At 63.9% G+C, this 21,387-nt stretch carries 18 protein-coding genes and 1 pseudogene; 11 read left to right on the forward strand and 8 right to left on the reverse strand.

The annotated features are described in order from the left end of the window. Positions 1–317 precede the first annotated feature (317 nt). The 5 genes from A2Z13_00170 (at position 318) to A2Z13_00190 (ending at position 5,450) form a co-directional block, all read left to right on the forward strand. On the forward strand, positions 318–1,538 hold the full coding sequence (locus A2Z13_00170; GenBank protein OGP75931.1) for an ammonia channel protein: 1,221 nt from the start codon (positions 318–320) through the stop codon (positions 1,536–1,538). A gap of 368 nt (positions 1,539–1,906) precedes the next feature. Next, positions 1,907–2,689 (forward strand): hypothetical protein, encoded by a 783-nt coding sequence (locus A2Z13_00175; GenBank protein ID OGP75932.1) that lies wholly within the window; start codon positions 1,907–1,909, stop codon positions 2,687–2,689. Further along, positions 2,686–3,726: a hypothetical protein gene (locus A2Z13_00180; GenBank protein ID OGP75933.1), complete on the forward strand. Its 1,041-nt coding sequence runs from the start codon at positions 2,686–2,688 to the stop codon at positions 3,724–3,726. The genes A2Z13_00175 and A2Z13_00180 overlap by 4 nt, the downstream gene beginning before the upstream one ends. Positions 3,727–3,801: 75 nt before the next feature. Beyond that, complete coding sequence (locus A2Z13_00185) at positions 3,802–4,908, forward strand: hypothetical protein (GenBank protein ID OGP75934.1); 1,107 nt, start codon at positions 3,802–3,804, stop codon at positions 4,906–4,908. Then, complete coding sequence (locus tag A2Z13_00190) at positions 4,908–5,450, forward strand: hypothetical protein (GenBank protein ID OGP75935.1); 543 nt, start codon at positions 4,908–4,910, stop codon at positions 5,448–5,450. Before A2Z13_00185 ends, A2Z13_00190 begins: the two co-directional genes overlap by 1 nt. Here the strand turns inward: A2Z13_00190 and A2Z13_00195 are convergent. Further along, positions 5,425–6,990 (reverse strand): hypothetical protein, encoded by a 1,566-nt coding sequence (locus A2Z13_00195; GenBank protein ID OGP75936.1) that lies wholly within the window; start codon positions 6,988–6,990, stop codon positions 5,425–5,427. The two genes, A2Z13_00190 and A2Z13_00195, sit on opposite strands and share 26 nt — an antisense overlap. Before the next feature lie 85 nt (positions 6,991–7,075). On the opposite strand from A2Z13_00195, the gene A2Z13_00200 reads away from it, so the two are divergent. Beyond that, positions 7,076–7,330 (forward strand): hypothetical protein, encoded by a 255-nt coding sequence (locus A2Z13_00200; GenBank protein ID OGP75937.1) that lies wholly within the window; start codon positions 7,076–7,078, stop codon positions 7,328–7,330. Between the two features lies 1 nt (position 7,331). After that, positions 7,332–7,973 carry an endonuclease III gene (locus tag A2Z13_00205; protein OGP75938.1) on the forward strand — a complete coding sequence of 214 codons (642 nt, stop codon included), beginning with the start codon at positions 7,332–7,334 and terminating at the stop codon, positions 7,971–7,973. A gap of 19 nt (positions 7,974–7,992) precedes the next feature. Here A2Z13_00205 and A2Z13_00210 read toward each other — a convergent pair whose 3' ends face one another. Then, on the reverse strand, positions 7,993–8,526 hold the full coding sequence (locus tag A2Z13_00210; GenBank protein ID OGP75950.1) for a hypothetical protein: 534 nt from the start codon (positions 8,524–8,526) through the stop codon (positions 7,993–7,995). A 196-nt stretch (positions 8,527–8,722) separates the two neighbouring features. Between A2Z13_00210 and A2Z13_00215 the strand changes: the two genes are divergently transcribed. From A2Z13_00215 to A2Z13_00225, 3 genes are read left to right on the forward strand one after another with little or no spacing between them, the layout of a single operon-like run. Then, the gene (locus A2Z13_00215) at positions 8,723–10,168 is read left to right on the forward strand and encodes a malate dehydrogenase (GenBank protein OGP75939.1); all 1,446 of its coding nucleotides are present in this window, start codon (positions 8,723–8,725) and stop codon (positions 10,166–10,168) included. Between the two features lie 9 nt (positions 10,169–10,177). Continuing rightward, complete coding sequence (locus A2Z13_00220) at positions 10,178–11,530, forward strand: phosphomannomutase (GenBank protein OGP75940.1); 1,353 nt, start codon at positions 10,178–10,180, stop codon at positions 11,528–11,530. Between the two features lie 13 nt (positions 11,531–11,543). Further along, the gene (locus tag A2Z13_00225; protein OGP75941.1) at positions 11,544–12,338 is read left to right on the forward strand and encodes a hypothetical protein; all 795 of its coding nucleotides are present in this window, start codon (positions 11,544–11,546) and stop codon (positions 12,336–12,338) included. Between the two features lie 36 nt (positions 12,339–12,374). Here A2Z13_00225 and A2Z13_00230 read toward each other — a convergent pair whose 3' ends face one another. The 5 genes from A2Z13_00230 to A2Z13_00250 all read right to left on the reverse strand — a co-directional run bounded on the left by A2Z13_00230 (position 12,375) and on the right by A2Z13_00250 (position 17,779). Then, positions 12,375–13,634, reverse strand: a complete 1,260-nt coding sequence (locus A2Z13_00230) for a hypothetical protein (GenBank protein ID OGP75942.1) — start codon at positions 13,632–13,634, stop codon at positions 12,375–12,377. Between the two features lie 62 nt (positions 13,635–13,696). Then, entirely contained in the window at positions 13,697–14,869 is a 1,173-nt protein-coding gene (locus tag A2Z13_00235; protein ID OGP75943.1) for an MFS transporter, read from the reverse strand. A gap of 27 nt (positions 14,870–14,896) precedes the next feature. Then, complete coding sequence (locus tag A2Z13_00240; GenBank protein OGP75944.1) at positions 14,897–15,847, reverse strand: hypothetical protein; 951 nt, start codon at positions 15,845–15,847, stop codon at positions 14,897–14,899. Further along, entirely contained in the window at positions 15,844–16,929 is a 1,086-nt protein-coding gene (locus A2Z13_00245) for a hypothetical protein (protein OGP75945.1), read from the reverse strand. Before A2Z13_00245 ends, A2Z13_00240 begins: the two co-directional genes overlap by 4 nt. 4 nt (positions 16,930–16,933) lie before the next feature. Next, positions 16,934–17,779, reverse strand: coding sequence for a hypothetical protein (locus tag A2Z13_00250; GenBank protein OGP75946.1), 846 nt, complete (start codon positions 17,777–17,779; stop codon positions 16,934–16,936). Between the two features lie 89 nt (positions 17,780–17,868). Here A2Z13_00250 and A2Z13_00255 point away from each other — a divergent pair, with 89 nt between their 5' ends. Continuing rightward, positions 17,869–20,097: a hypothetical protein gene (locus tag A2Z13_00255; GenBank protein ID OGP75947.1), complete on the forward strand. Its 2,229-nt coding sequence runs from the start codon at positions 17,869–17,871 to the stop codon at positions 20,095–20,097. A gap of 958 nt (positions 20,098–21,055) precedes the next feature. Here the strand turns inward: A2Z13_00255 and A2Z13_00260 are convergent. Beyond that, positions 21,056–21,387, reverse strand: a pseudogene (locus A2Z13_00260) (hypothetical protein).

The following is a 21,387-nucleotide window of genomic DNA, read 5'->3' on the forward strand; positions in this document are numbered from 1 at the left end:
GCAATCCATGGGAATTCGGGCCGCGGATCGTTTTCCGTGCGCCTGAGCCGGCTCCGAAAGAGAGAATGCGCGGTCGACACCGCATTCTCGGCCCGGAATGTCGTCCGTCGGAAAGCGGGGCCATCCCGGGAGCGGCAAAGTCCTTACCCTTGTGCGCAACATGCATGTAATGTCGTGTTTATGACATTTATGTCTTTCCTGGTCCGGGAAAGGAATCGGGTAACCGCTGGAAATCCAACGGGTTCACGAGATGGCACGGTCGTTGCCCGTTCATGGTATGTCGGCACCCATCCCTTTCCGCCAAGGAGGAAATCCGAATGAACACCGGCGACACGGCATGGCTGCTCGTATCGGCGGCCCTGGTCATGCTCATGACTCCCGGGCTGGCGCTCTTCTACGGCGGGATGGTCCGCAGGAAGAACATCCTCGGCACGATCATGCAGTCCTTCATCATCATCGGCCTGATCAGCGTGGAGTGGATCCTCGTCGGCTACAGCTTCTCCTTCGGGCCGGATCGCTGGGGGATCATCGGCGACCTCTCCTGGTTCGCCCTGAACGGCGTCGGGCTGACCCCCTTCAAGGAATATGCGGCAACCGTTCCGCACCAGGCGTTCATGATCTACCAGATGATGTTCGCAGTGATCACCCCGGCCCTGATCACGGGGGCGTTCGCTGAGCGATTCAAATTTTCCACCTTCCTCGTGTTCACTCTCCTATGGGCGCTGCTGGTCTACAATCCCATCGCGCACTGGGTGTGGGGGATCGGGGGATGGATCCGAAATCTGGGAGCGCTGGACTTTGCCGGAGGCACGGTCGTCCATATCACCTCCGGGGTCAGCGCCCTCGCCGCGGCGCTCGTCGTCGGGAAGCGGAAGGGATTCGGCATCGATAACATGGCGCCGCACAACCTTCCCATGACGGTGCTCGGTGCAGCGATCCTATGGTTCGGCTGGTTCGGCTTCAATGCCGGGAGCGCCCTTGCGGCAGGGGACCTGTCGACCAGCGCGTTCGTCAATACCCATGCGGCGGCGGCCATGGCGACGCTTTCCTGGGTATTTACCGAGTGGATCCACCGCGGCAAACCGACGGTGCTCGGGGCCGCCTCCGGGTGTGTCGCCGGGCTGGTCGCGATTACACCCGCTGCGGGGTTCGTGCAGCCGATCGGAGGCCTGATCATCGGACTGGCGGCGGGCGCCCTCTGCTACGGCGCCGTGATGCTGAAGGGGAAATTCGGGTACGACGATTCACTGGATGTCGTCGGCGTGCATTGCGTCGGCGGTACCCTCGGGGCACTGGCCACCGGGGTGTTCGCCACGACGGCGGTCAATGCCGGGGGCGCAAACGGCTTGCTGTACGGCAATCCCAAGCTGCTCGCCATCCAGGCAGTGGCGGTCGTCGTGTCCCTCGTGTATTCCTTCGCGGTCACCTTCCTCCTGCTGAAGGTCCTCGACAAGATCATGGGGCTGCGGGTCGCGAAGGAGGACGAAATCCAGGGACTCGACCTTTCGTTGCACGGGGAGTCCGGGTACAACTTTTAACCAACGCGCGCCGATGCTCGTCGCGGTTCCTCCGGTGAGGTGATGGGGCCGACCACGCCTTTCGGAGGAGGGACGCCGGGGACCTGACCCGGCGTCCCCGGTTTTTGTGAACATCAGGGAAAATCCCCGCGGGAGGATCTTCCTCCTTTGCATACTATGGACGACACATAGCGGGACACCGGCGAACTCTTCCATCCCCTGCTTCGCGAAAGCGTCTCTTCATTTTTCAGAATTCTCCATGACGGTCGCGCCTCCTTCATTACCAAGGGGAAAGGATCGGGGTTCCCCTGGCCGGTGCAGGCAAGGAACCCTTTGTGCTATCTTTAAGCTCTCACAGCATCGAAGAAACCCGGAGAGGATTCCCGGAATTGAAGCGAAGGATCCTGCTCCTCCTGGCGCATCCCGACGACGAGACGTTCGGACCGGGGGGAACCATCGCAAAATATTCGAGCGAGGGGGTCGACGCGTACCTCGCGACGGCGACGAAGGGGCAGGCCGGAATGGTCGGAGAGCCGCCCGTCACCGACCGGGAGCACCTGGGAGAGGTCCGCGCCGCGGAGCTTCTCTGCGCCGCCGGGATCCTCGGGATCCGGAAAGTCGTTTTCCTCGGGTTCCTGGACGGACAGCTCCTCCACACTCCGCGTTCGCTGCTCGTCGAGAAGGCGGTCGAGCAGATCCGCTGGATCCGCCCCCACGTCCTTATCGGCTTCGGGCCGGAAGGGATTTCCCGGCACCCCGACCACATCGTGATGTCGGAGGTGGCCCGGGAGGCGTTCGACGCCGCGGCGGACCCGTTGCGGTTCCCCCACCAGCTGGTCGACGGCGTCGCCCCGTGGATGCCGTTCAAGCTGTACCAGTTCGAGATCGCGCAGGAAATCCTGGATGCGTGGAACGTCCCGCTGGCGGGGGTGCCGAAGGAAAAACTCACCACGTTCGTGGACACTTCGGCCTACGTCGAGAGAAAAGTCGAGGCGTTTTCCTGCCACCGGACGCAAGGCCGGGATTCCGAACGGATCCTCTCCAGGGAAGGGTACCGGGAGTTCGCCCGAATGGAAACCTACGTACTGGCGAAAACGCGGCTTTCCCGGGTGAACCTGCCGGAGAGCGACCTGTTCGAGGGAATCCCGGACGAGGAGACACGAGACCGATGAGGGTCGGAATCTTCGGGAAAGCCGGCACCGGCAAGAGCACGCTCTTCCGCGCCCTGCCCGGAGGGGGAGACACCTCCGTGAAAGGCCCGTCGGCCGGGATTTGCACGATCCGCGTACCCGATGAGCGGGTGGACCGGCTGGCGGACATTTTCCGGCTCAAAAAAGCGACCCACGTATCCATTACGTTCGAGGACATCGACGTGAAGGAGGACGAGTTGCTCTCCCCCGAAACCTTGGTGAGGATCAAAGGGGCGGAGGTCCTAGCCATCGTCCTTAGAGGGTTCTCGGACGATTTCCACCCGGCGCCTCCGGAGGGGCTCAATCCCGTCAAGGGATTCCGGGCGATCGAGTCGGAGTTGACGCTGTCCGATTACCTGATCGCGCAGAAGCGGATCGAGCGGATGACGAAGGAGGCGCGCCGGGACATCGAATGGACGACCCTTCACAAGGCGATCGCCTCCCTCGAAAGGGAGGTTCCTCTCCGCAAAGTGGTTTTCTCGGGCGAGGAGCTCCGCATCCTCTCGGGATTCCGGTTCGTCAGCCGGGTCCCGTTGCTCCTGGTGCTGAATGTGGGGGAGGGAGACCTTGCCGGAGAGCCGTACCCGGAGCTGAACTCCGTCGCACGGGATCGAGAGATCCCCCTCGTGCGCCTCTCGGCCAAGATCGAGGAGGAGATCTCCCAGCTATCCCAAGCCGAACAGGCCGATTTCCTGAAGGAAATGGGAATCGTGCGCGGCGCACGCGAGAAGCTGGTCCGGGGGGCTTTCGATGCCATGGACCACATCTGCTTCCTGACGGTGGGGGAGGACGAGGTCCGCGCCTGGAACATCCGGCGGGGCGCCACGGCCCTCATGGCGGCGGGAAGAATCCATTCCGACCTGGAGAAAGGGTTCATCCGGGCGGAAGTCATCGGATTTGAGGACTTTCTTCGGTGCGGGACAATGGCGAAGGCGAGAGCCGAGGGGAAGTTGAAGCTGGAAGGAAAGGAGTACGTCCTCCGGGACGGGGATATTTTCCAGGTCCGCTTCAATGTTTGAAAACGTCGAAATCCCACCGAAGAAATAAGATTAAATATTATCCCCTTGTTGCCGAAGAGTATCATCGTGAATCTTATGCCGCTGACAGGACATCGCTCCTACCATGCAAACGGTAACGGGAAGGCGGTCCTCGTCGTCGACGACGAGGAGTCCATCCGAACGATTGTCAGAGAACGCCTTGAAATTGAAGGATATTCGGTAGGGGAAGCAATCAACGGGAAGGACGCGCTGGCCAAGCTGGCCGCCGGGGGCTACTCCGTCCTCCTTACCGATATCCGGATGCCGGAGATGGATGGTATCACCCTCCTCCGGGAGTCGACGTCGAGGTTCCCCGACATCGCGGGCATCGTGATGTCGGCCCACTCGGAACTCGACACCGCGGTGGCCGCAATCAAGATCGGGGCCTGCGATTACATCACCAAGCCGTTCAATTTCGACGTCCTGCTCATCACGATCGAGAATGCCATACGGAAAAAAGCCCTCGAGCAAGAGATCCAGGATTACCAGGCGAACCTGGAGAAGAAGGTCAAGGAGCAGACCGACCTCATCAACTCCATGTACGTCCGGTCGATCGACGCCCTGATCAAGGCCCTGGAAGCCAAGGATCTCTATACGCGGGGCCACTCCCAGCGGGTAACCATGTATTCCGTGGCCATCGGGAAGGCGATGCATCTCCAGCAGGAGAAGATCGAGCTCCTCCGCCAGGCCACGGTGCTCCACGATCTGGGGAAGATCGGAGTCCGCGAGGTGATCCTCAACAAGCCGGGAAGACTGACGGACGAGGAGTTCAGGGAGATCACCCTGCACCCCGAGGTGGCAACCCGGATCCTTCAGCCCATCCCGTTCTTCCGGCCCCTTCTCCCGATGGTCCTGCATCACCACGAGCGTTTCGACGGGAGAGGATATCCCGCCGGTCTCGCGGGGGGCGATATCCCGGTGGAATCGCGCATCATGGCGGTCGCCGATACGTTCGACGCCATGACCTCCACCCGCGCCTATCGGCAGGCGCTCTCGCTGGAGGCCGCGAACAAGGAGATCCTCCGCTGCTCCGGGACCCAGTTCGACCCCGAGATCGTCCCCGTCTTCATCGGGGTGCAGGGGAGGATCGAGATCCTTGGGGACATCCACGACCTGATCATGCCCGATGCCTGCGTGGACTCCATTTTCGCCCCATCGGGCTGATGCCGCCCTACCTGACGAAAGAGGAGCGCATGGAGTTGCTGGCGATCGCCCGCCGTACCGCGTCGTCGTTTGTCCGGAAAGGGGAGGTGCCGGAGGAGGCTCCCGCCTCTCCCAAGCTGTCCGCGCCGGGAGCGGCATTCGTGACACTCAAGCAGAAAGGGCATCTTCGAGGGTGCATCGGGTATACCTTCGCTGTGGCCCCCCTGTACCGGACGATCCAGGAGTGCGTCGTGGCGGCGGCGACGGAGGATCCGCGTTTTCCCCCGGTGGGGCCTTCCGAAATCGACTCGGTCAACATTGAGATTTCCGTCCTCACTCCCCTGGTTCCGGCCCGGCCGGAGGAGGTCGAAGTGGGCGTCCATGGCCTGATGATCCGGAAGGGGGAGCGCCGCGGCCTTCTCCTGCCGCAGGTGGCCACGGAGTGCGGGTGGGACCGCCAGGCATTCCTTTCCAACGTGTGCCGGAAGGCGGGTCTTCCTCCCGACGAGTGGAGGGAGGGGGCTGAGCTGTATGCCTTCACCGCCGAGGTGTTCGGGGAATAGCCCCGGAGATCTCCTTCCCCTTCAGTTTGACCTTGAGGACTTTACCCTGGCTGTTCCGGGGCAGGGCGGGAATGAACTCGATCGACTCGGGAACCTTGAAGGGGGCCATGTTTTCGCGGCAGTGTGCAAGGAGGTCCAAGGCATCGGCCTGAGCCCCCTCCTTCAGAACGACGACGGCGACCGGAACTTCCCCGAGGATATAGTCGGGCCGCCCGATGACCGCCGCTTCCTTTACGGCGGGGTGCTCCGCGATGACATCCTCGATCTCCCGCGGATAGACCGAGATCCCCCCGACCATCAGAATGTCCCGCTTCCGGTCCACGATGTAAATGTACCCTTCCTCGTCCACGGAAGCGATGTCCCCCGTGCGGAGCCAGCCGTTCCGGAGCATTTCGGCGGTGGAGGACGGGTCCCTGAAATATCCGTCGAAGATGTTCGGGCCGCGCGCGACGATTTCGCCGATCTGGTCGGGGAGGACCTCCCGGCCGGACTCGTCCACGACCCGGACCTCGACGCCGATCGCTTCCTTGCCGATCGACATCAGCTTCCGCATGTAGGGGGCGCTCTCTTCCAGGGAGTGGTCCTCGGCGTGCAGGAACGTGAGAACCCCCGCCGACTCGACCTGACCGTAGGACTGGACCAGCCCGCACCGGAAGAACCTTATGGCGCGCTTCTGCAATTCGATCGGGATCGACGCCCCGCCGTAGAGAACCGTCTTCAGGGTGGCGAGGTTGAACCGGGAAGCGGTGGGCAGGTCGAGAATCCGGGCCATCATCGTGGGGGTCAGGAGAACGTGGGTGATCTTGCGCCGCTCGATCGTACGGAGCACCTCTTCTGGATCGAGGTCCTGCAGAATGACGATCGTGCCTCCCATGTACTGGAAGCGGAGATGTCGCCCCGTTCCCCCCATGAACGGAAGCGGTGTACAGGAGAGATAGACGTCGTTGGGGGACAGGCCGAGCTCGAGCGCCGCTGACACGGATGCGGCTGCCAGGTTCCCGTGGGACAGCATCGCCCCTCGAGGTACCCCGGACGTTCCGCTGGTGTAGATCAGGATCGCGATGTCGGACTCGGAGAGAGGAACCTCCTCGGCCGGAAGGCCGGGGGGAACCGTCTCTCTTTCCTCCGGACCGCCGCGGTCGGGGAAGTCCCGTTCGATGGAAACGAAGCGGGTGACGGAGGACAAGCCGGGCCGGATCCGTTCGACTTTGTCCCCGAACTCTTCGGAAAAGAGGAGGGCCTTTGCCTCGGCGTGCCGGAGGATCGCCGCGAGTTCCCTCGCGATCAGCAATTCGTTGAGCGGCGCAAGGATGGCCCCGATCCGCGTGATGGCATACAGCAGTTCAAAGTAAACAGGCGAGTTGCGCATCAGCACCGCCACCCGGTCGCCTTTTCCGATCCCGAAGCTCCGGAGGGCGGAAGCCCGGCGGGTCACGCGCGCCGAAAGCTCCCGGTAGGTGACGGATTCCTCGGCCAGCGCCAAGGCGACACGGTCGGGGTGGACGCGGACGTTCCGGGCCAGGATGTCGCGGAGAACCAAGCTTTACCCTCCAGGCGGCTATTTCATGGCGGGATACCAGCGTATACTAGGTTGGGGGGCGGCGTAAAGCGCGAAAGGGTTTGCCTTGAAGTCGGACGATTTCGACATCTACCCGATCCAGCACAACGGGAAGGTGTACAACGTGGTCACTCCTTTCGACATGACGTTTATCGAGGTCCATGCGCTGCTCGACTGGCTGGGCGAGCAGGGCGCCTTCGCGGTCACCCCCGAGGACGAGTTCATGGGGCCCGGGAAACTGTTTGCCTACAACGTTCATGGCGTGACGTTCGAAGTCGACGTCCAGGGGGATGAAGTGATCGTCTACAGCCGGAGCTCGTGACGTGGCCGCCCGCAAGCCGTCCGCGCCGGTCCCTTTCGTTCTGGACTTCTTGGCCGCCGCTTATCCGGCGGCAAGTGTCCTCCTCGACTTCCGCAATCCCTTCGAGCTGCTCGTGGCGACGGTGCTTGCCGCCCAATGCACCGACGAACGGGTGAACCAGGTGACGCCTGCGCTGTTCCGCAAGTACCCGGACCCGCGCGCGCTTGCCGCCGCGTTGCCGGAAGCGGTGGAGGAAACCGTTCGCCCGACGGGCTTCTTCCGGAACAAGGCGAAGGCGATCCTGGGGCTTTCTGCTGCGATCGCCGAACGGCATGGGGGAAAGGTGCCCGCGACGATGGAGGCGCTCACGGCGCTTCCCGGCGTTGGGAGGAAGACCGCTTCGATCCTTCTGGGGGCGTGCTTTGGAGCCAGCGCGCTGCCGGTCGATACGCACGTCGGCAGGGTGTCGTTCCGTCTGGGCCTCACCGCGTCGAAGGACCCTGCCCGGGCCGAAAAGGATCTCGCGGCCGTTGTCCCCGAGGCAAAGCGGTGGGAGTTCGCCACGCGCCTGGGCTGGCACGGGCGTCAGGTCTGCCTGGCCCGAAAACCCAGGTGTCCTGCCTGTGGCCTTTTTCCGCTCTGCCCCAGGAACGGCGTGAAGTGACGGGCCGCTGCCCGTGAGGTCAGGAGGCGGAGACGATCAGGAGCTGCGTTTCCTGGTCCGCTGCGTTTTTCCACCGGTACGGCGTGTTGCCGCGGAAGTAGAGGCTGTCCCCTTCCTCCAGCCGGGAGGTCTGGCCGTCCAGCTCGACCTCCAGGGCGCCCTTCAACACGAGGAAAAACTCCTCCCCGCGATGGGTCACGTAGTCCTCCCCGCTGATCGCGCCGGGCTTGAGGACGCTCATCATCGGCTGGAACCGCTGGCCCGGGACTCCCGATGCGAGGCTCAGGAAATCGACGTTCCGGATCTCGGTGGCCAGGCGCTCCCGCTTGTCGGCCCGCGTCAGGACGTAAGTGATTTCGCTTTCGCCCAGCAGGGAAGACAGCGATTCGCCGAGGGCCCGGGCAATGCCGGCCAGCGTGTTCACCGTAGGGGACGACACGTTCCGCTCGATGGCGCTGATCGCGGTGGCGGAGATCCCGCTCTTTTCGGCCAGCTCCTGGAGGGTCAGTCCCTTCCTTTTCCGTATGCTCTTGATCCTTTTTCCCACGTCGATCGTTTCCACGGCACACTCTCCTCCCTTTTGATAATGATACCTCCATGCGGTATTTTTTGTATAGATACCCACCGAAAAATCCATTAGAAAGCATATACGGAGCGCAAATTCCCTTGTATTGAGCCTAACCGATTCAATAGAATAACCACTTGCACTGAACCCGATTCCACACTCTTTAAGGGCAGGGGAGGATTGCATGGCTAGCATTCTGTCGCCCAGCGAAAGCTACAGCATCACGATACGCGTGGAGATCCAGAGCAAGGTGGGGATGCTGGGGAAGGTCACGACGGCCATCGGGGAGGCCGGCGGGGACATCGGCGCGGTGGACCTGAGCGGCCACGGGAAGGGGACGGTCGTCCGGGACATCACGGTGAGCGCTCGCGGTATCGATCACGCCCAGGAGATCATAAGCGCCGTCCGGCAGGTCCAGGGCGTGAAGATCGTCAACGTGTCCGACCGGACGTTCCTGAAGCACCTGGGCGGCAAGATCGAGATCAGCAACAAGATCCCGGTCAAGACGCGCAGCGACCTGTCGATGGCGTACACGCCCGGCGTGGCGCGGGTCTGCATGGCGATCCACAAGGACGTGAGGAAGTCCTACACCCTGACGATCCGGAGGAACTCGGTGGCCGTGGTGTCCGACGGCACGGCGGTGCTGGGACTGGGGGACATCGGCCCCGAGGCGGCCATGCCCGTCATGGAAGGGAAGGCGATGCTCTTCAAGGAGTTCGCGGGGATCGACGCCTGGCCGATCTGCCTGGCGACGAAGGACACCGAGGAGATTATCCGGATCGTGAAGGCGCTGGCTCCGACGTTCGGGGGGATCAACCTGGAGGACATCTCGGCGCCGCGGTGCTTCGAGATCGAGGAGCGTCTCAAGGCGGAAATGGACATCCCGGTGTTCCATGACGATCAGCACGGGACGGCGGTGGTGGTGCTGGCGGCGCTGCTCAACGCCCTGAAGATCGTCAAGAAGCGGCTCGAGGATATGAAGATCGTGGTGGCGGGGGTCGGGGCGTCGGGGGTTGCGTGCAGCAAGATCATCAGGAACGCGGGGGCACGGAACATCATCGGCGTGGACCGCGTGGGGGCGATCTACAAGGGTCGGAAGCAGCACATGAATTTCATGAAGGACTGGTACGCGGAGCACACCAACCCGTTCAACGAGAAGGGGAAGATCTCGGACGTGATCGCCGGCGCGGACATGTTTTTGGGCCTTGCGGGTCCGGGCCTGATCACGGTGGTAGATTTGAAGAGGATGGCGAAGGACCCCGTCGTGTTCGCGATGGCCAATCCCGACCCGGAGATCATGCCAGAGGAGGCGGCACCCGTTGTGCGGATCATTGCGACGGGCCGCTCGGACTACCCGAACCAGATCAACAACGTTCTGTGTTTCCCCGGGATCTTCCGGGGTGCGCTGGACTCCCGTGCGGTGACGATCAACGAGGAGATGAAGCTGGCCGCGGCGTACGCGATCGCCTCCTGCGTGGCGAAGGAGGAGCTGTCGGAGGACTACGTCATCCCGTCGGTGTTCAACCGGAAGGTGGCGCCGGCGGTGGCCCGGGAGGTGTCGCGGGCCGCGCACCGCACCAAGGTGGCAAGGCGGACCTCGCGGACGTACTCGGAGATCAACCTCGAGTAGGGAAAGGCGATGATCAACCCGCACATCTTTCGGGAATACGACATCCGGGGCGTCGTGGGGAAGGACCTTACCCCCGACTCGGTACGGACTCTCGGGAAAGGATTCGGCACGTACGCGGTCGGGAAGGGGATCCGGACCGTCATGCTCGGGCGGGACTGCCGCCTGAGCTCCCCCGAGTTCCGGGATGCAATGGCCGAGGGGCTCTCCTCGACCGGCCTCTTCGTCGTGGACGTGGGGATCTGCCCCTCCCCGTTGTTGTACTTTTCCATCCTCCAGTTCGGCGCCGATGGGGGGGTGATGATCACGGGGAGCCACAACCCTCCCGATTTCAACGGCTTCAAGCTGTGCATCGGACCGTCCTCCCTTTACGGAGAGAAGATCCAGGAGGTTCGGAGGATCGTCGAACGCGGGGAGTTCGCCTCGGGCACCGGCCGGGTGACGAGCCGGACCGTGATTCCCGAATATCAGCGGTACATCAAGTCGATCCTTTCCATCCCGCGCAGGCTGAAAGTCGTGGTGGACGCCGGGAACGGGACCGCTTCGACGGTCGCGCCGGAGCTCTTCCGCGACATGGGGGTGGAGGTCGTGGAGCTCTTCTGCGAGATGGACGGGCGTTTCCCCAACCACTTCCCCGACCCGACGGTCCCGGAGAACCTCCGGTTTCTCATCGAGGCGGTCCGTGAGCACGGTGCGGACGTCGGGGTGGCGTACGACGGAGACGCCGATCGCATCGGCGCGGTCGACGAAAAAGGAAACGTTATTTACGGAGACTACCTCCTGGTGCTCTTTGCGCGGGAGATCCTCTCCCGGAAGCCGGGCGCCTCGATCATCTCGGAGGTCAAGGCTTCCCAGAACCTGTACGACGACATCGCCCGACACGGCGGCAGGCCGATCATGTGGAAGGCCGGGCATTCGCTCATCAAGCAGAAGATGAAGGAGGAGCTGGCCGAAGTGGCGGGGGAGATGAGCGGTCACATCTTCTTCTCGGACCGGTATCTGGGTTTCGACGACGCGATCTACGCGTCCCTCCGGCTCTTCGAGATCCTGGCCGGGTCGGACCGCCCGTTGAGCGCCATGCTCTCCGACCTCCCACCCGTCGTTGCCACTCCCGAGATCCGCGTGGAATGCCCGGACGACCGGAAGTTCCGGATCGTCGAGCGGGTGGCGGCGATCGTCCGGCCGCAGGCCAGGGAAGTGATCGACGTGGACGGGGTGCGTGCCCTCTTCGACGGGGGCTGGGGACTGGTCCGAGCCTCGAACACGCAGCCGGTCCTGGTGCTTCGGTTCGAAGGAAAGGACGAGGCCGTCGTCGGAAGGATACGCGCTGTCATGGAAGACGCGGTGAGGAAGGCGCAGGCATGACGGCGGTTGCCGGTTGACCTTCCTCCAGTCGATCTTCCTCGGAATTCTCCAGGGGGCGACCGAGTTCCTGCCGGTCAGCAGCTCGGGCCACCTCTTTCTCGCCCAGCGGCTGCTGGGGATCCGGGAGCCGGAGCTCGCATTCGACCTCCTCCTCCACCTGGGGACGCTCTTTGCCGTCCTGGTCTTCCTGCGCAAGGAGATTTTCGAGATGGCGTCCTCCCTCTTTCGAAGGGATAGGGCCGTCGCGGAAGGGTGGGGGCGGAGAGAGATCCTTTTTGTGATCCTTTCGACGATACCGACCGGCATCATCGGCCTTGCCTTCCACGACACGGTGGAGACCGGGATCACGGTGTGGGGCGTGGGGGTGCGTTATCTCCTGCTGACTTCCTTCCTGCTCATCAGCAACCTGCGGTTCCGGCACAAGTGGGACCCGGAACGGATGACGGCCTGGGAGGCGCTCGCCATCGGGATGATGCAGGGAGCCGCCGTGTTTCCGGGGCTCTCCCGGTCCGGCTCGACGATCACGCTGGCGCTTGTCCTCGGGATCTCCCCTTCCCGCAGCGCGAAATATTCCTTCCTCATCTCCCTGCCCGCCATTCTCGGAGCCGCGTTGGTGAACGTGCACAAAGGGATCTCGGTCCTGCCGGGGTTTGCCCCCTCGGCCGCAGGATTTTTCTTCTCCCTCCTGATCGGGTACCTGTCCCTTTTTCTGGTCGAGCGTCTGGTGACCCGGGGGAGGTTCATCCGCTTCGCTCCCTACACCTTCCTCCTGGCGGTCCTCTGCTTCGTTCTCAACTGGAAGGGGTGACCACGCGGGTCGCCGTGTTGCCGTCACACCGCTGGGTCAGACAGACGTCTCGACGCTCAGCAGCTTCGGGCCCTGTTGGATTCGGAATCGTCCTTCGGCCGTATCCCAGATCCATCCGGAATAGCCGTAGCCGCCTACGGCCTTGGTGACGAACGCTCCTTTCCAGGATTCCGACCTGGGCTGATTGAGCGCCACCGTGCCGAATTTCCCGAAGGTGTAGCCTTCCACGGAGTGGCAATAATCCTCCCCTTTCAGAGCCCCCGCGGTCCGCTTCGCGGCATCCCCGCCAAATACCGCGGCGCGGAGACCGTACTTGTGGCTCTTGGCCCGGCGGATGGCCTCCTCCTCCGTTTCGAAGCTCGTCGTGAACGCCACGGGTCCGAAGACCTCCTCCTTCATCCCGAGCATGTCGTCCGTTGCGTCCTTCACCACAGTCGGGTGGATCAGGCTCCCCTCGATCTTTCCGCCGGCGAGGATCCGTGCCCCCCCGGCGCATGCATCCTCGAGTTGCCGGCGGATCCTTTGGACGGCGAGATCGCTCACCACGGGGGCAATATCCACGGCTTCGTCCGCCGGGTCGCCGACGACGAGTTGCCCGATCCTCTCCACGAACCGCTCCAGGAAGTTCTCGTAGATCGATCGGTGGATGAAGATGCGCTTGGGGGCCGTGCAGGTTTGCCCGGAGTACATGAACTTCGCGGTCATCAGGTCGGATAGCGCGAGATCCAGGTCCGCGTCGGGGAAGACGATGAACGGGTCCTGGCCGGGTCCCTCGAAGACGAGCTTCTTGCCGCTCCTCATAAAGGATTCCTCGTACGGGAGGACATTTTCATCGAACCCGAAAACCACGATGGACGTCACCTCGGGGGACTTGAGCGATCTTTCGATGAAGCTTTTTCCGTTTTCCCTGGAAAAGGTGATGTCGTCCCCGAAGATGGGCCGGTACATCTCCTCGGTCAGGCCCATGACGTCGGAGCCCTTGGAGGAGAACTTCACGCTGACCTTGTTCCCGACGATGTAGATGGAAGTGATGGCGGTGTTCAGCCACGAGCTTCCGTTGTAGGAGAGCATCAGGGAGACGCGGGAACCGGTTCCCCCGAGCGGCCTCCTCCCTTTGAGGAAGGCGGCCGCCTGCTCGTACATCTTCAGCCGGTCGAACGTGATGTCCACCTCCTTGGCGCTGTCCTTCACGGTAAACCGGAGATCCCTCACGGCGCAGGCGACGAGCTTCTCCTTGTTTCGAATCAGGGACCGGCCGAGCTCCTGTATGTTTTCGAATCGCTCTTCGTAGGACATCCCTCTTCACCCTCCCCCGTCCCTTGCAGGCATCGTGAAGATTCCCGCGATGATGGTTCAGCCTACACCATTTTTACGGTTCGTTTCCTCTCCCGCATCTCGGCCAGGCCTATGGCAAAGGGCAGGGCGAGCATGAGGATTCCCAACACCGCCACTCCCGGCCAGCCTGCCAAGTGATAGGTATGGCCGCTCGCGGTGATGCCGATCGAGCCGCCCAGGTAATAGAACAGCACGTAGAGGGAATTGGCCCGCCCCCTGCCGGAGGAGAGCCTCAAGTTCAAGGCGCCGGCCGCGGCGGAGTGGACCGCGAAGAATCCGGCGCACACCCCCGCGAGGGCAGCGGCGATCACCGGGAGCGAGGGGATGAAGGTCGCGGCGATGGCGATCGCCAGTGTCGCGGAGCCGAGGGCCATCGTAGCGCCGTTGCCGATCCGGTTGCTTAATTTCCCCGCGACGGGACCGGTGAACGCACCGACCAGGTAGGAAAGGTAGGTCCAGGTGATGACCTGCGTGGAAGCGCGGAAGGGCGCGGCGGAAAGGTAAAAGGGAAGGTAATTGAATACCGAAGAGAAGACGAAACAGGCACCGAAGGCGACGAAGAAAATGCGCAGCAGTTCGGGACGGCGGAGCAGCCCCGCAAAACTCTCGAATTCTTCGGACGTCTCCCTCTGCCCTTCACGTTTCGGCAGCCAGCGGGACGCGGCCAGGGTTGCCGCCAGCAGGAGAAGCGACGCAGTGACAAAGGCGTAGCGCCAGTGAAGGGGCGGATGGATCCATCCCCCCAGCAGCCGCCCGCCGAGTCCCCCCACCACCGTCGCCGAGACGTACGAACCCGTCACCACGTTCAGCCGGTCCGCGGGAAGGCTCCGCACCAGGTGCACGACCAGGCACGTGGTGAGGGAGGGGATGAAGAGCCCTTGAATGAACCTCGCCGCGATCAGGAGCGACAAGTCCTTGGTGGAGGCGCAGAAAATCCCGCACGCCACGATGACCGAGCCGCCCAGGAGGATGATGGGACGGATCGGATAGCGGTCCACCAGCATCCCGAACGGAAGGTTGGCCAGCGCGATTCCCAGGATGACCGCGGAGATGGTGAGAGAAGCCGTGGAAGCGCTCACCCCGAACTCGGACCGAAGCACCGGGAGGACGGGCTGCGTAATGTAGATCGTGGAGAAAGTGGCGGCCACCAGCGAAAAAATCAGGACCTGCAGGCCGATGTGCTTCCCTTCGGGCATGCGATCCGGTCTCCCCTTGCGATGGTTTCAGGAAATCTCGACGCGGCGCCGGGGGGTGAGGATGGCCGACGACAATTCCTGACCTGCCGCAAGGACTGCCCCCGGCCAGACGATTCCCCGGGTGACCGTAGCTCCTTCTCCGACGGCACCGTCCTCCTCTACGACCGCTTCGGGACCGATGCGGGCGCCGGGCGCGATTTTCGCCCGCGGGGAGATGTGGACGGGGGGAGTGATCACGGAGTCGGCGGGCGTGGAGGGAAGATCGACCTTCTGCCCCGGCTTCTCGGAGAGAAGCGCGAGCGTTCCGTACAGGTAGTCGGCGGGCGATCCGAATTCCCGGAAGGTACCGGAGGAGAGGAACCCGAAGAGGGGCGCGCCGTCACGGAGGAGCGGCGTATACGTCTCCCGGATGATGCAAGACGCCTTCCCGGCGGGAATCCGCCGCAGCAGTTCCGGCTCGAGGATCTGGAACCCCGTGTAAAAGCCGGACCGGGTACCGTCGCCTGCCACGTTCCCGAAGCCGGTGATCCTCCCCTCCTGGTCGATCCATACCGGGGGGTAGCGCTTCTCCGGGTCGGGGAAGAGGACCAGGGTGACCAATGCCTGCTTCTTCCGGTGATAGGCGAGTGCGGAGGCGAAGGGGAACCGGATGACGGTGTCCGAATTCGCGGTGACGAACGTCCCGCCCGAAAGGAAATTCCTGGCGTTCCAGATTCCTCCGCCGGTCCCGAGGATCTCCGGCTCCACGGTGTATTTCACGCCGATTTTCTTTCCTGCCCACCCGCTCACTCGCTGCTGGATGAGCTTGGGCTGGCGGTGAAGGTTCAGGACGAACTCCCGGATCCCCGCCTGGAAGAGGAATTCCATGTTGTAGGAGCACAAGGGACGTCCGAGGACCGGAACAATCGGCTTGGGCAGCTCGTAGGAGAGAGGGCGCAGGCGCGTTCCGAAACCTGCCGCCAGGATCATCCCCTTCATGGCGGCGCTTCCGTTGCGGCTTTCGACGCAAGGGAAGAAAGAATGGGGAGCAGCTTCCTCGACAGCGGGCGCATTCGCGGGTTCCGGTCGAAATTCGCGGCGAGGGTCGCAACGGTCGGCGGGATGAAACGAAGATAGAACGTTTTCCCCCGGTTGCGCGCTTGGTTGCCGAAGGTTCCGATCGCCTTGACGTTCCGCTGAAGCGCAGCCGCGTCGATGCGCCAAGCGAACGCAGCGGGGTCTCCCCACGTCGCCTTGAGCCCCGCGGGCGAGGCGTGCCGGTAGGCGTAGCAGAGGTGGTCAACCGCCTTGTCCGACAGCGTTACGTAGGAGTCTCGCAGCAGGGAGCAGAGGTCGTAGAAGACGTTTCCCATCCGGGCGTCCTGGAAATCGAGGATCCGAAGCTCGCTCTGCCCTCCCGGCGTGACGGGAAGGACCATCACATTGCGGCTGTGGTAGTCGCGGTGGGCAAGGACGCGGGGGAGCGCCGCCATCTCTTCGAGGAAGGGGAGGAACAGGTCCTCGATCCTCCGCTCATCGCTTTCGGACAAGGCGATCCCGCCGTATCCGCGGACGGCATGCTCGAAGAAGAAGTCGATCTCCTCACGGAACTTCCTGACGTCGAAGGCCAGCCGGGCGGGGATGGCGTTTCCGTCCATCGCCGTCGTCCCGTCCCACTGGATTCGCACGAGGATCTCCACGCACCGCTCGTAGAGAGGGAGAACGTCTTCCTCCGCCCGGGCGGCTTTGACGGCACCCTCCAGCAGCGTGTCGCCCGCGTCCTCCAGGAAGAGAAGCTTGGCTTCCGGCGCGGCCAGATAGATTTCCGGCACGGGGACCCCCGCCTTGCGCAGGTACCGGTGGACGTTGACGAACGGGAGTTCCCCGCCGGGCTGGATTTCCTCGGGGTAGCGCATCAATACGAGGGAAGACAGGGGGGAGCCGGGGGCCATCCGGATCCGGTAGTAGCGCCGGGAGGAGGCGTCGCCGGCCAGCTCGGTGATCTGGGACATCTGCGCGGGAGCGCGGAAGAAGGTGGACAGGGTCGACTGGATCGCCCGCTCGTCCACCGGGGGGGTCATGGCGTTAACGGTCTCCGTCGAGAACCCGGGCGAGCGTATGGCTGCACTCGGCCAGGATCTCGTCAAAGTTCCTGTAGAACGCGTCGTCCCCCCGGGTGTAGTCGCGCAGCTCGACGGTGAAAGCCCCGTCGAAACGGACTTCCCGCAGGGCGTCGACGGCCTTGACCCAGGCGATCGACCCGCGTCCCGGAACGAAGTGGTCGTCCTGGATTGCGTGGTTGTCCGAGGCGTGGACGTGGATCAGCCGCTCGCCGGAAGCCCGGATGGCGTTGAGGACGTTTTCTTGAATGTTCGCGTGCCCCAGGTCCAGGCAGACGCCGACCCGTTCCGGTGAATAACGGTGCGCGATGTCGAGGATGACCCCCACCCGGCCGGAAGGGAGGGGAGTATTCTCCACGGCGAACCGGACGTTCTCCGGGACCAGCGAGAGGAGTTCGTTCATGGAGGAGAGGAAGGCGGCCCACCGGTAGGGGTACCACTTCTCTGCGGGAAAGGTCGTGTGCACGACCATCGTCCCTCCGCCGTGGTGGGCGAGCCAGTTCGCCGCCTGCGCGGTGGCGGCCACCGACACCTGGCGGTGCCCCTCTTCTTCCGAGGACAGGGAGTACCAGCGGTCCTTCTTGTACGTCCTCACGTCGGGGTAGAGCGGCGCGTGGACGCTGGCGATCCTCACTCCTTTCGATGCGAGCAGCCCGGCGATCCGGTCGGATTCCGCGATGTCGCCGTACGGGAAGTGGGGGGGCATGGCCCAGAGCTCCGCCGAAGAAAACCCGAAACGTTGAAACAGGGAGGCGATCGTTTCGTCGATATCGTTGAACACGAAGAGGTGGGTGGAAAGCGAAATCTCCATCAGGGGGCCATTCCTTGTGCACGGGTCCGCATATTAGCGATATTATCATTGTATCTCCGAGGAGGACACCTGCGCGCGTGACACGAGCCTTGCGGTTCCTGGTGGTTGCGGCCCTGCTGTTGCCCCCCTCGGTTTCCACCGGCGCTTCCCTCCCCTCCTTCGATACGGCATTCCGGGAGGGATGGTCTCACCTCTCGGAGGAGAAATACGCGGAGGCGAGATCGGCGCTTCGGATCATTCCTCCTGCGGACTACGACCTCGGCGACTACGTCCTGTACTTCACCGGTCTGTCTCTGGCCCGGGAGGGGAACCGCGGAGAGGCAGCGGCAATTCTGGACAACCTCGTCGGGGCCTTCCCCTTTTCCCCGCTCGTCCCGTATCTTTCCCATGCGCTCGCCTATGCCGCCGCCGTCGACAACGACCTTCCGGCCGCGAAGGGGTTCTACGAATCTTCGCGGGGGAAGGTGACCGGCAACGGGTACAAGGCGGAAGAAGGGTACGTCGCCGCCCGCCTGCTCGAGTCGGACATCCCTTCCGCGAAGGCCGCGGAGGCCCACCTCGAAAACTTCTCCACCCACACGGCGCAGGAGGCGGCGTTCCTGTCCATGGAGCGACTCCGGCAGTGGCGGCAGGAGGGGAGGTGGGAGGAGTGGAATCTCCCGATCGGATTCCACGGAACGTTCGCCAGGGCTCTCTCGCGCGCGTCGGAAAACGAGACGGCGAAGGCGGTCTACGCGGAGGTTGTCCGGAAATTTCCCCCCTCCGATGATTATTATTCGGTCCTCCTCGACTACGCCGAGCTCCTGAGAAAGCTGGGGGACACCGCGGGATCGAGAGCCCTGCTGGACCGGGCGGCGCCCGGCGCACCGCAGGCCTTCCGCAACGAGGTGGCCTTCCTGCGGGCGAAGCTCGACTGGAAGGCCGGACGACTCAAAGAAGCCCGGGACGTCTTGCTTGCGATCGCGGAAGAGGGAAGCGTTCGCCCCGGCACCGCGGAGCGCGCCAGGTACCTTGTGGCCTGGATCGCGGAGGAAGAGGGGGACGTCCCGGCCGCGACGGACGCCTTCGGGAAGCTTCGCGCAGCGAGGGACGAGGCGATCCGTCAGGAAGCCATCTTCCGGCATGCGTTCAACCACTATCGGCAGAAACGGACCGCGGAGGCGATTGCACTCTTCGAGGCGGGCGAGAAGACGGGGTTCTCTTCCGTCGAGCAGGCCCGGCACGCCTACTGGAAGGCGAAGACGCTCCTCGAAACGGGACAGCGCGACGAAGCGGAGAGGATGCTGTTCCTCCTTGCCGTCGACCCGGGGGCCGGTCCGTACGCCCTGTTCGCGGCGAAGCTCGCCGGGAGGGACCCGTACAAGATGTTCAACGCTCCTTCCGGCGGGGAAACGACCTCCTGCGGGCAGGAAAAGGACCAGCTGTGGGAAAGGGTCCGGAAGGCAGGGTGGGGGAAGGAGGACGCGGAAAAAATCCGCAGGGCGGAGCGGCTGATCACCCTGGGAATCCCGGAGTACGCGATTCTGGAGGCGGAGCGCATCGACCGGGCCGCCATCCGCAAGGCGATCGGCCTGGCCGACGGCGGGACACCGGGCCTGATCCGCTACCTGGCGGGCGACCTGCGGGGCGCCATCCGGGAAACATTGAACATCCCCAACGATCCGGCGACGGTGGAGCTGATCGATCGGATCCAATTCCCCCTGGCCCCCGAATATGTGGGCGATTGCGAACGGAAGAAGTCCGGCGTGGATCCCCTGGTGCTGCACTCCATCATCCGGCAGGAGTCCCACTTCCAGTTCAACGCGCTCTCGCCGGCGGGTGCGGTGGGGCTGATGCAGCTCATGCCCCGCACGGCCGCCGAGGTCGCCCGGAAGGAAAAGATGCACAAACTCCGCCGGAAGGACCTTCTCAAGCCGCAGACCAACGTTGCGTTGGGAGCTGCGTACCTTTCGCGCCTGATCCGGGAGTACGGCGGTGATTATCTGCGTGCGGTGGCCGCCTACAATGCGGGGGAGGCGGCGGTGGCGAAGTGGTGGGGGGATGCGAAGGGGGACCCGGCCCTCTTCCTCGAAACCATCGCCTACCGGGAGACGCGCTTCTACCTGAGGAGGGTGTTCTTCAACGTTCTCCAATACTACATGATCTATCGTCCGAAGCTGTTCGCGCTCTACTTTCCCAGCGTTCCGAGAGAAGCTCCGCCAGCGCCCGGTGTCCCTTCGCTCCCACCGATCGAAGAGACTCCCGCCGCGCCGAAGGAACCGGCAGCCGCCCCCGGAAACGGGCAACCCGGCGGGCAGCCGCAGCCGTCATCCTCCTGAAATCCGAGCAGGTGCGCCACTCGCGCGCGAGCGCCTCGGCGGCTTCCGCCTGCTCCCTTTCTCCCCGGCACACCAGGACGGCGTCGCAACCGGCGGAAAGCGCCATCACGGCCGCGCGACCGATTCCGTAGTGCCGGGTGATCGCTTTCATCTCCAGCGCGTCGGAGAACACCATCCCCCGGAACGACAGCTGCTCCCGGAGAAGCCCCGTCAGGATCTTGCGGGAAAGGGTGGCCGGGCATTCCCGGTCCAGCGCCGGGTAGAGGACATGGGCGGTCATCAGGGCAGGGATCCCCGCTCGGACGGCTTCCCGGAAAGGGAAGACCTCACGGGCCAGGAGCGACTTCCTCGTCCGGCGCATGACGGGCAGTTCCACGTGGGAGTCCGCATCCGTGCCGCCGTGGCCGGGGAAATGCTTCCCGACGGGAAGGACGCCGCGGGAAAGGGAGCCGCGGCAGAACGCAATGCCGAGGCGCGCGACGGTCGCCGGCTCGCCGCCCAGCGCCCGGTCCCCGATCACGGTGTTGCGCGGATTGCTGTCGACGTCCAGCACGGGGGCGAAGTTGATGTCGATCCCGACGGCGGAGAGTTCCTCGGCCAGGACTGCGCCCGCCGCCTCCGCTACCCGATCGGCATGGGAGCGGAAAAGGGAATAGCTCCGGGCCGGCGGGAACTGCGTGAACCCGGGGTCCTTGAACCTTGTGACCCTGCCGCCTTCCTGGTCGGTGGCGATCAGCGGCGCGGAGCGCCCTTTCCCCGCTGCCGCGCGGATCTCCCGGCACAGCTCCTTCACCTGCCGGGGACCTTCCAGGTTGCGGGAGAAGAGCACGACGCCCCCCGCCGTCCCGTCCTGGAGCCGTGCGGCGAGCACGGACGGCAACGACTTCCCCTCGAATCCCATCATCAGGAGAGGAGCGCCCCCGGTTCGCTTTCGCAGAAGGGTCATGACGTCAGCACTCTAACACGCAGGGTCCGTCCCGATCCATCCTCTCCGCCGGGCCCACTTCGCGGCCTCGAGCACCGGGAAGATCGTGAGCGCTGCCGGTACGACGACGAGCCAGTCCGCGGGCGAAAGCGCGAACGTACCGAACAGCTTCTGAAGCACGGGCACGTAGACGACGGCGGCCAGAAGGAGCAGTTCCCAGGCCACGGCAAGGTTCAGCCAGCGGTTTGCGAACGGACGCTGAGACAGCGAATGCCGCTCCGATCGGAAGATGTAGGCTTTGAAGAACTGGATGAGCACCAGCGACACGAACGTCATCGTGACCGCCTCGGCTTCCTCCAGGCCGG

Source organism: Deltaproteobacteria bacterium RBG_16_64_85, from assembly GCA_001798885.1.
Lineage (GTDB): Bacteria > Desulfobacterota > Deferrimicrobia > Deferrimicrobiales > Deferrimicrobiaceae > FEB-35.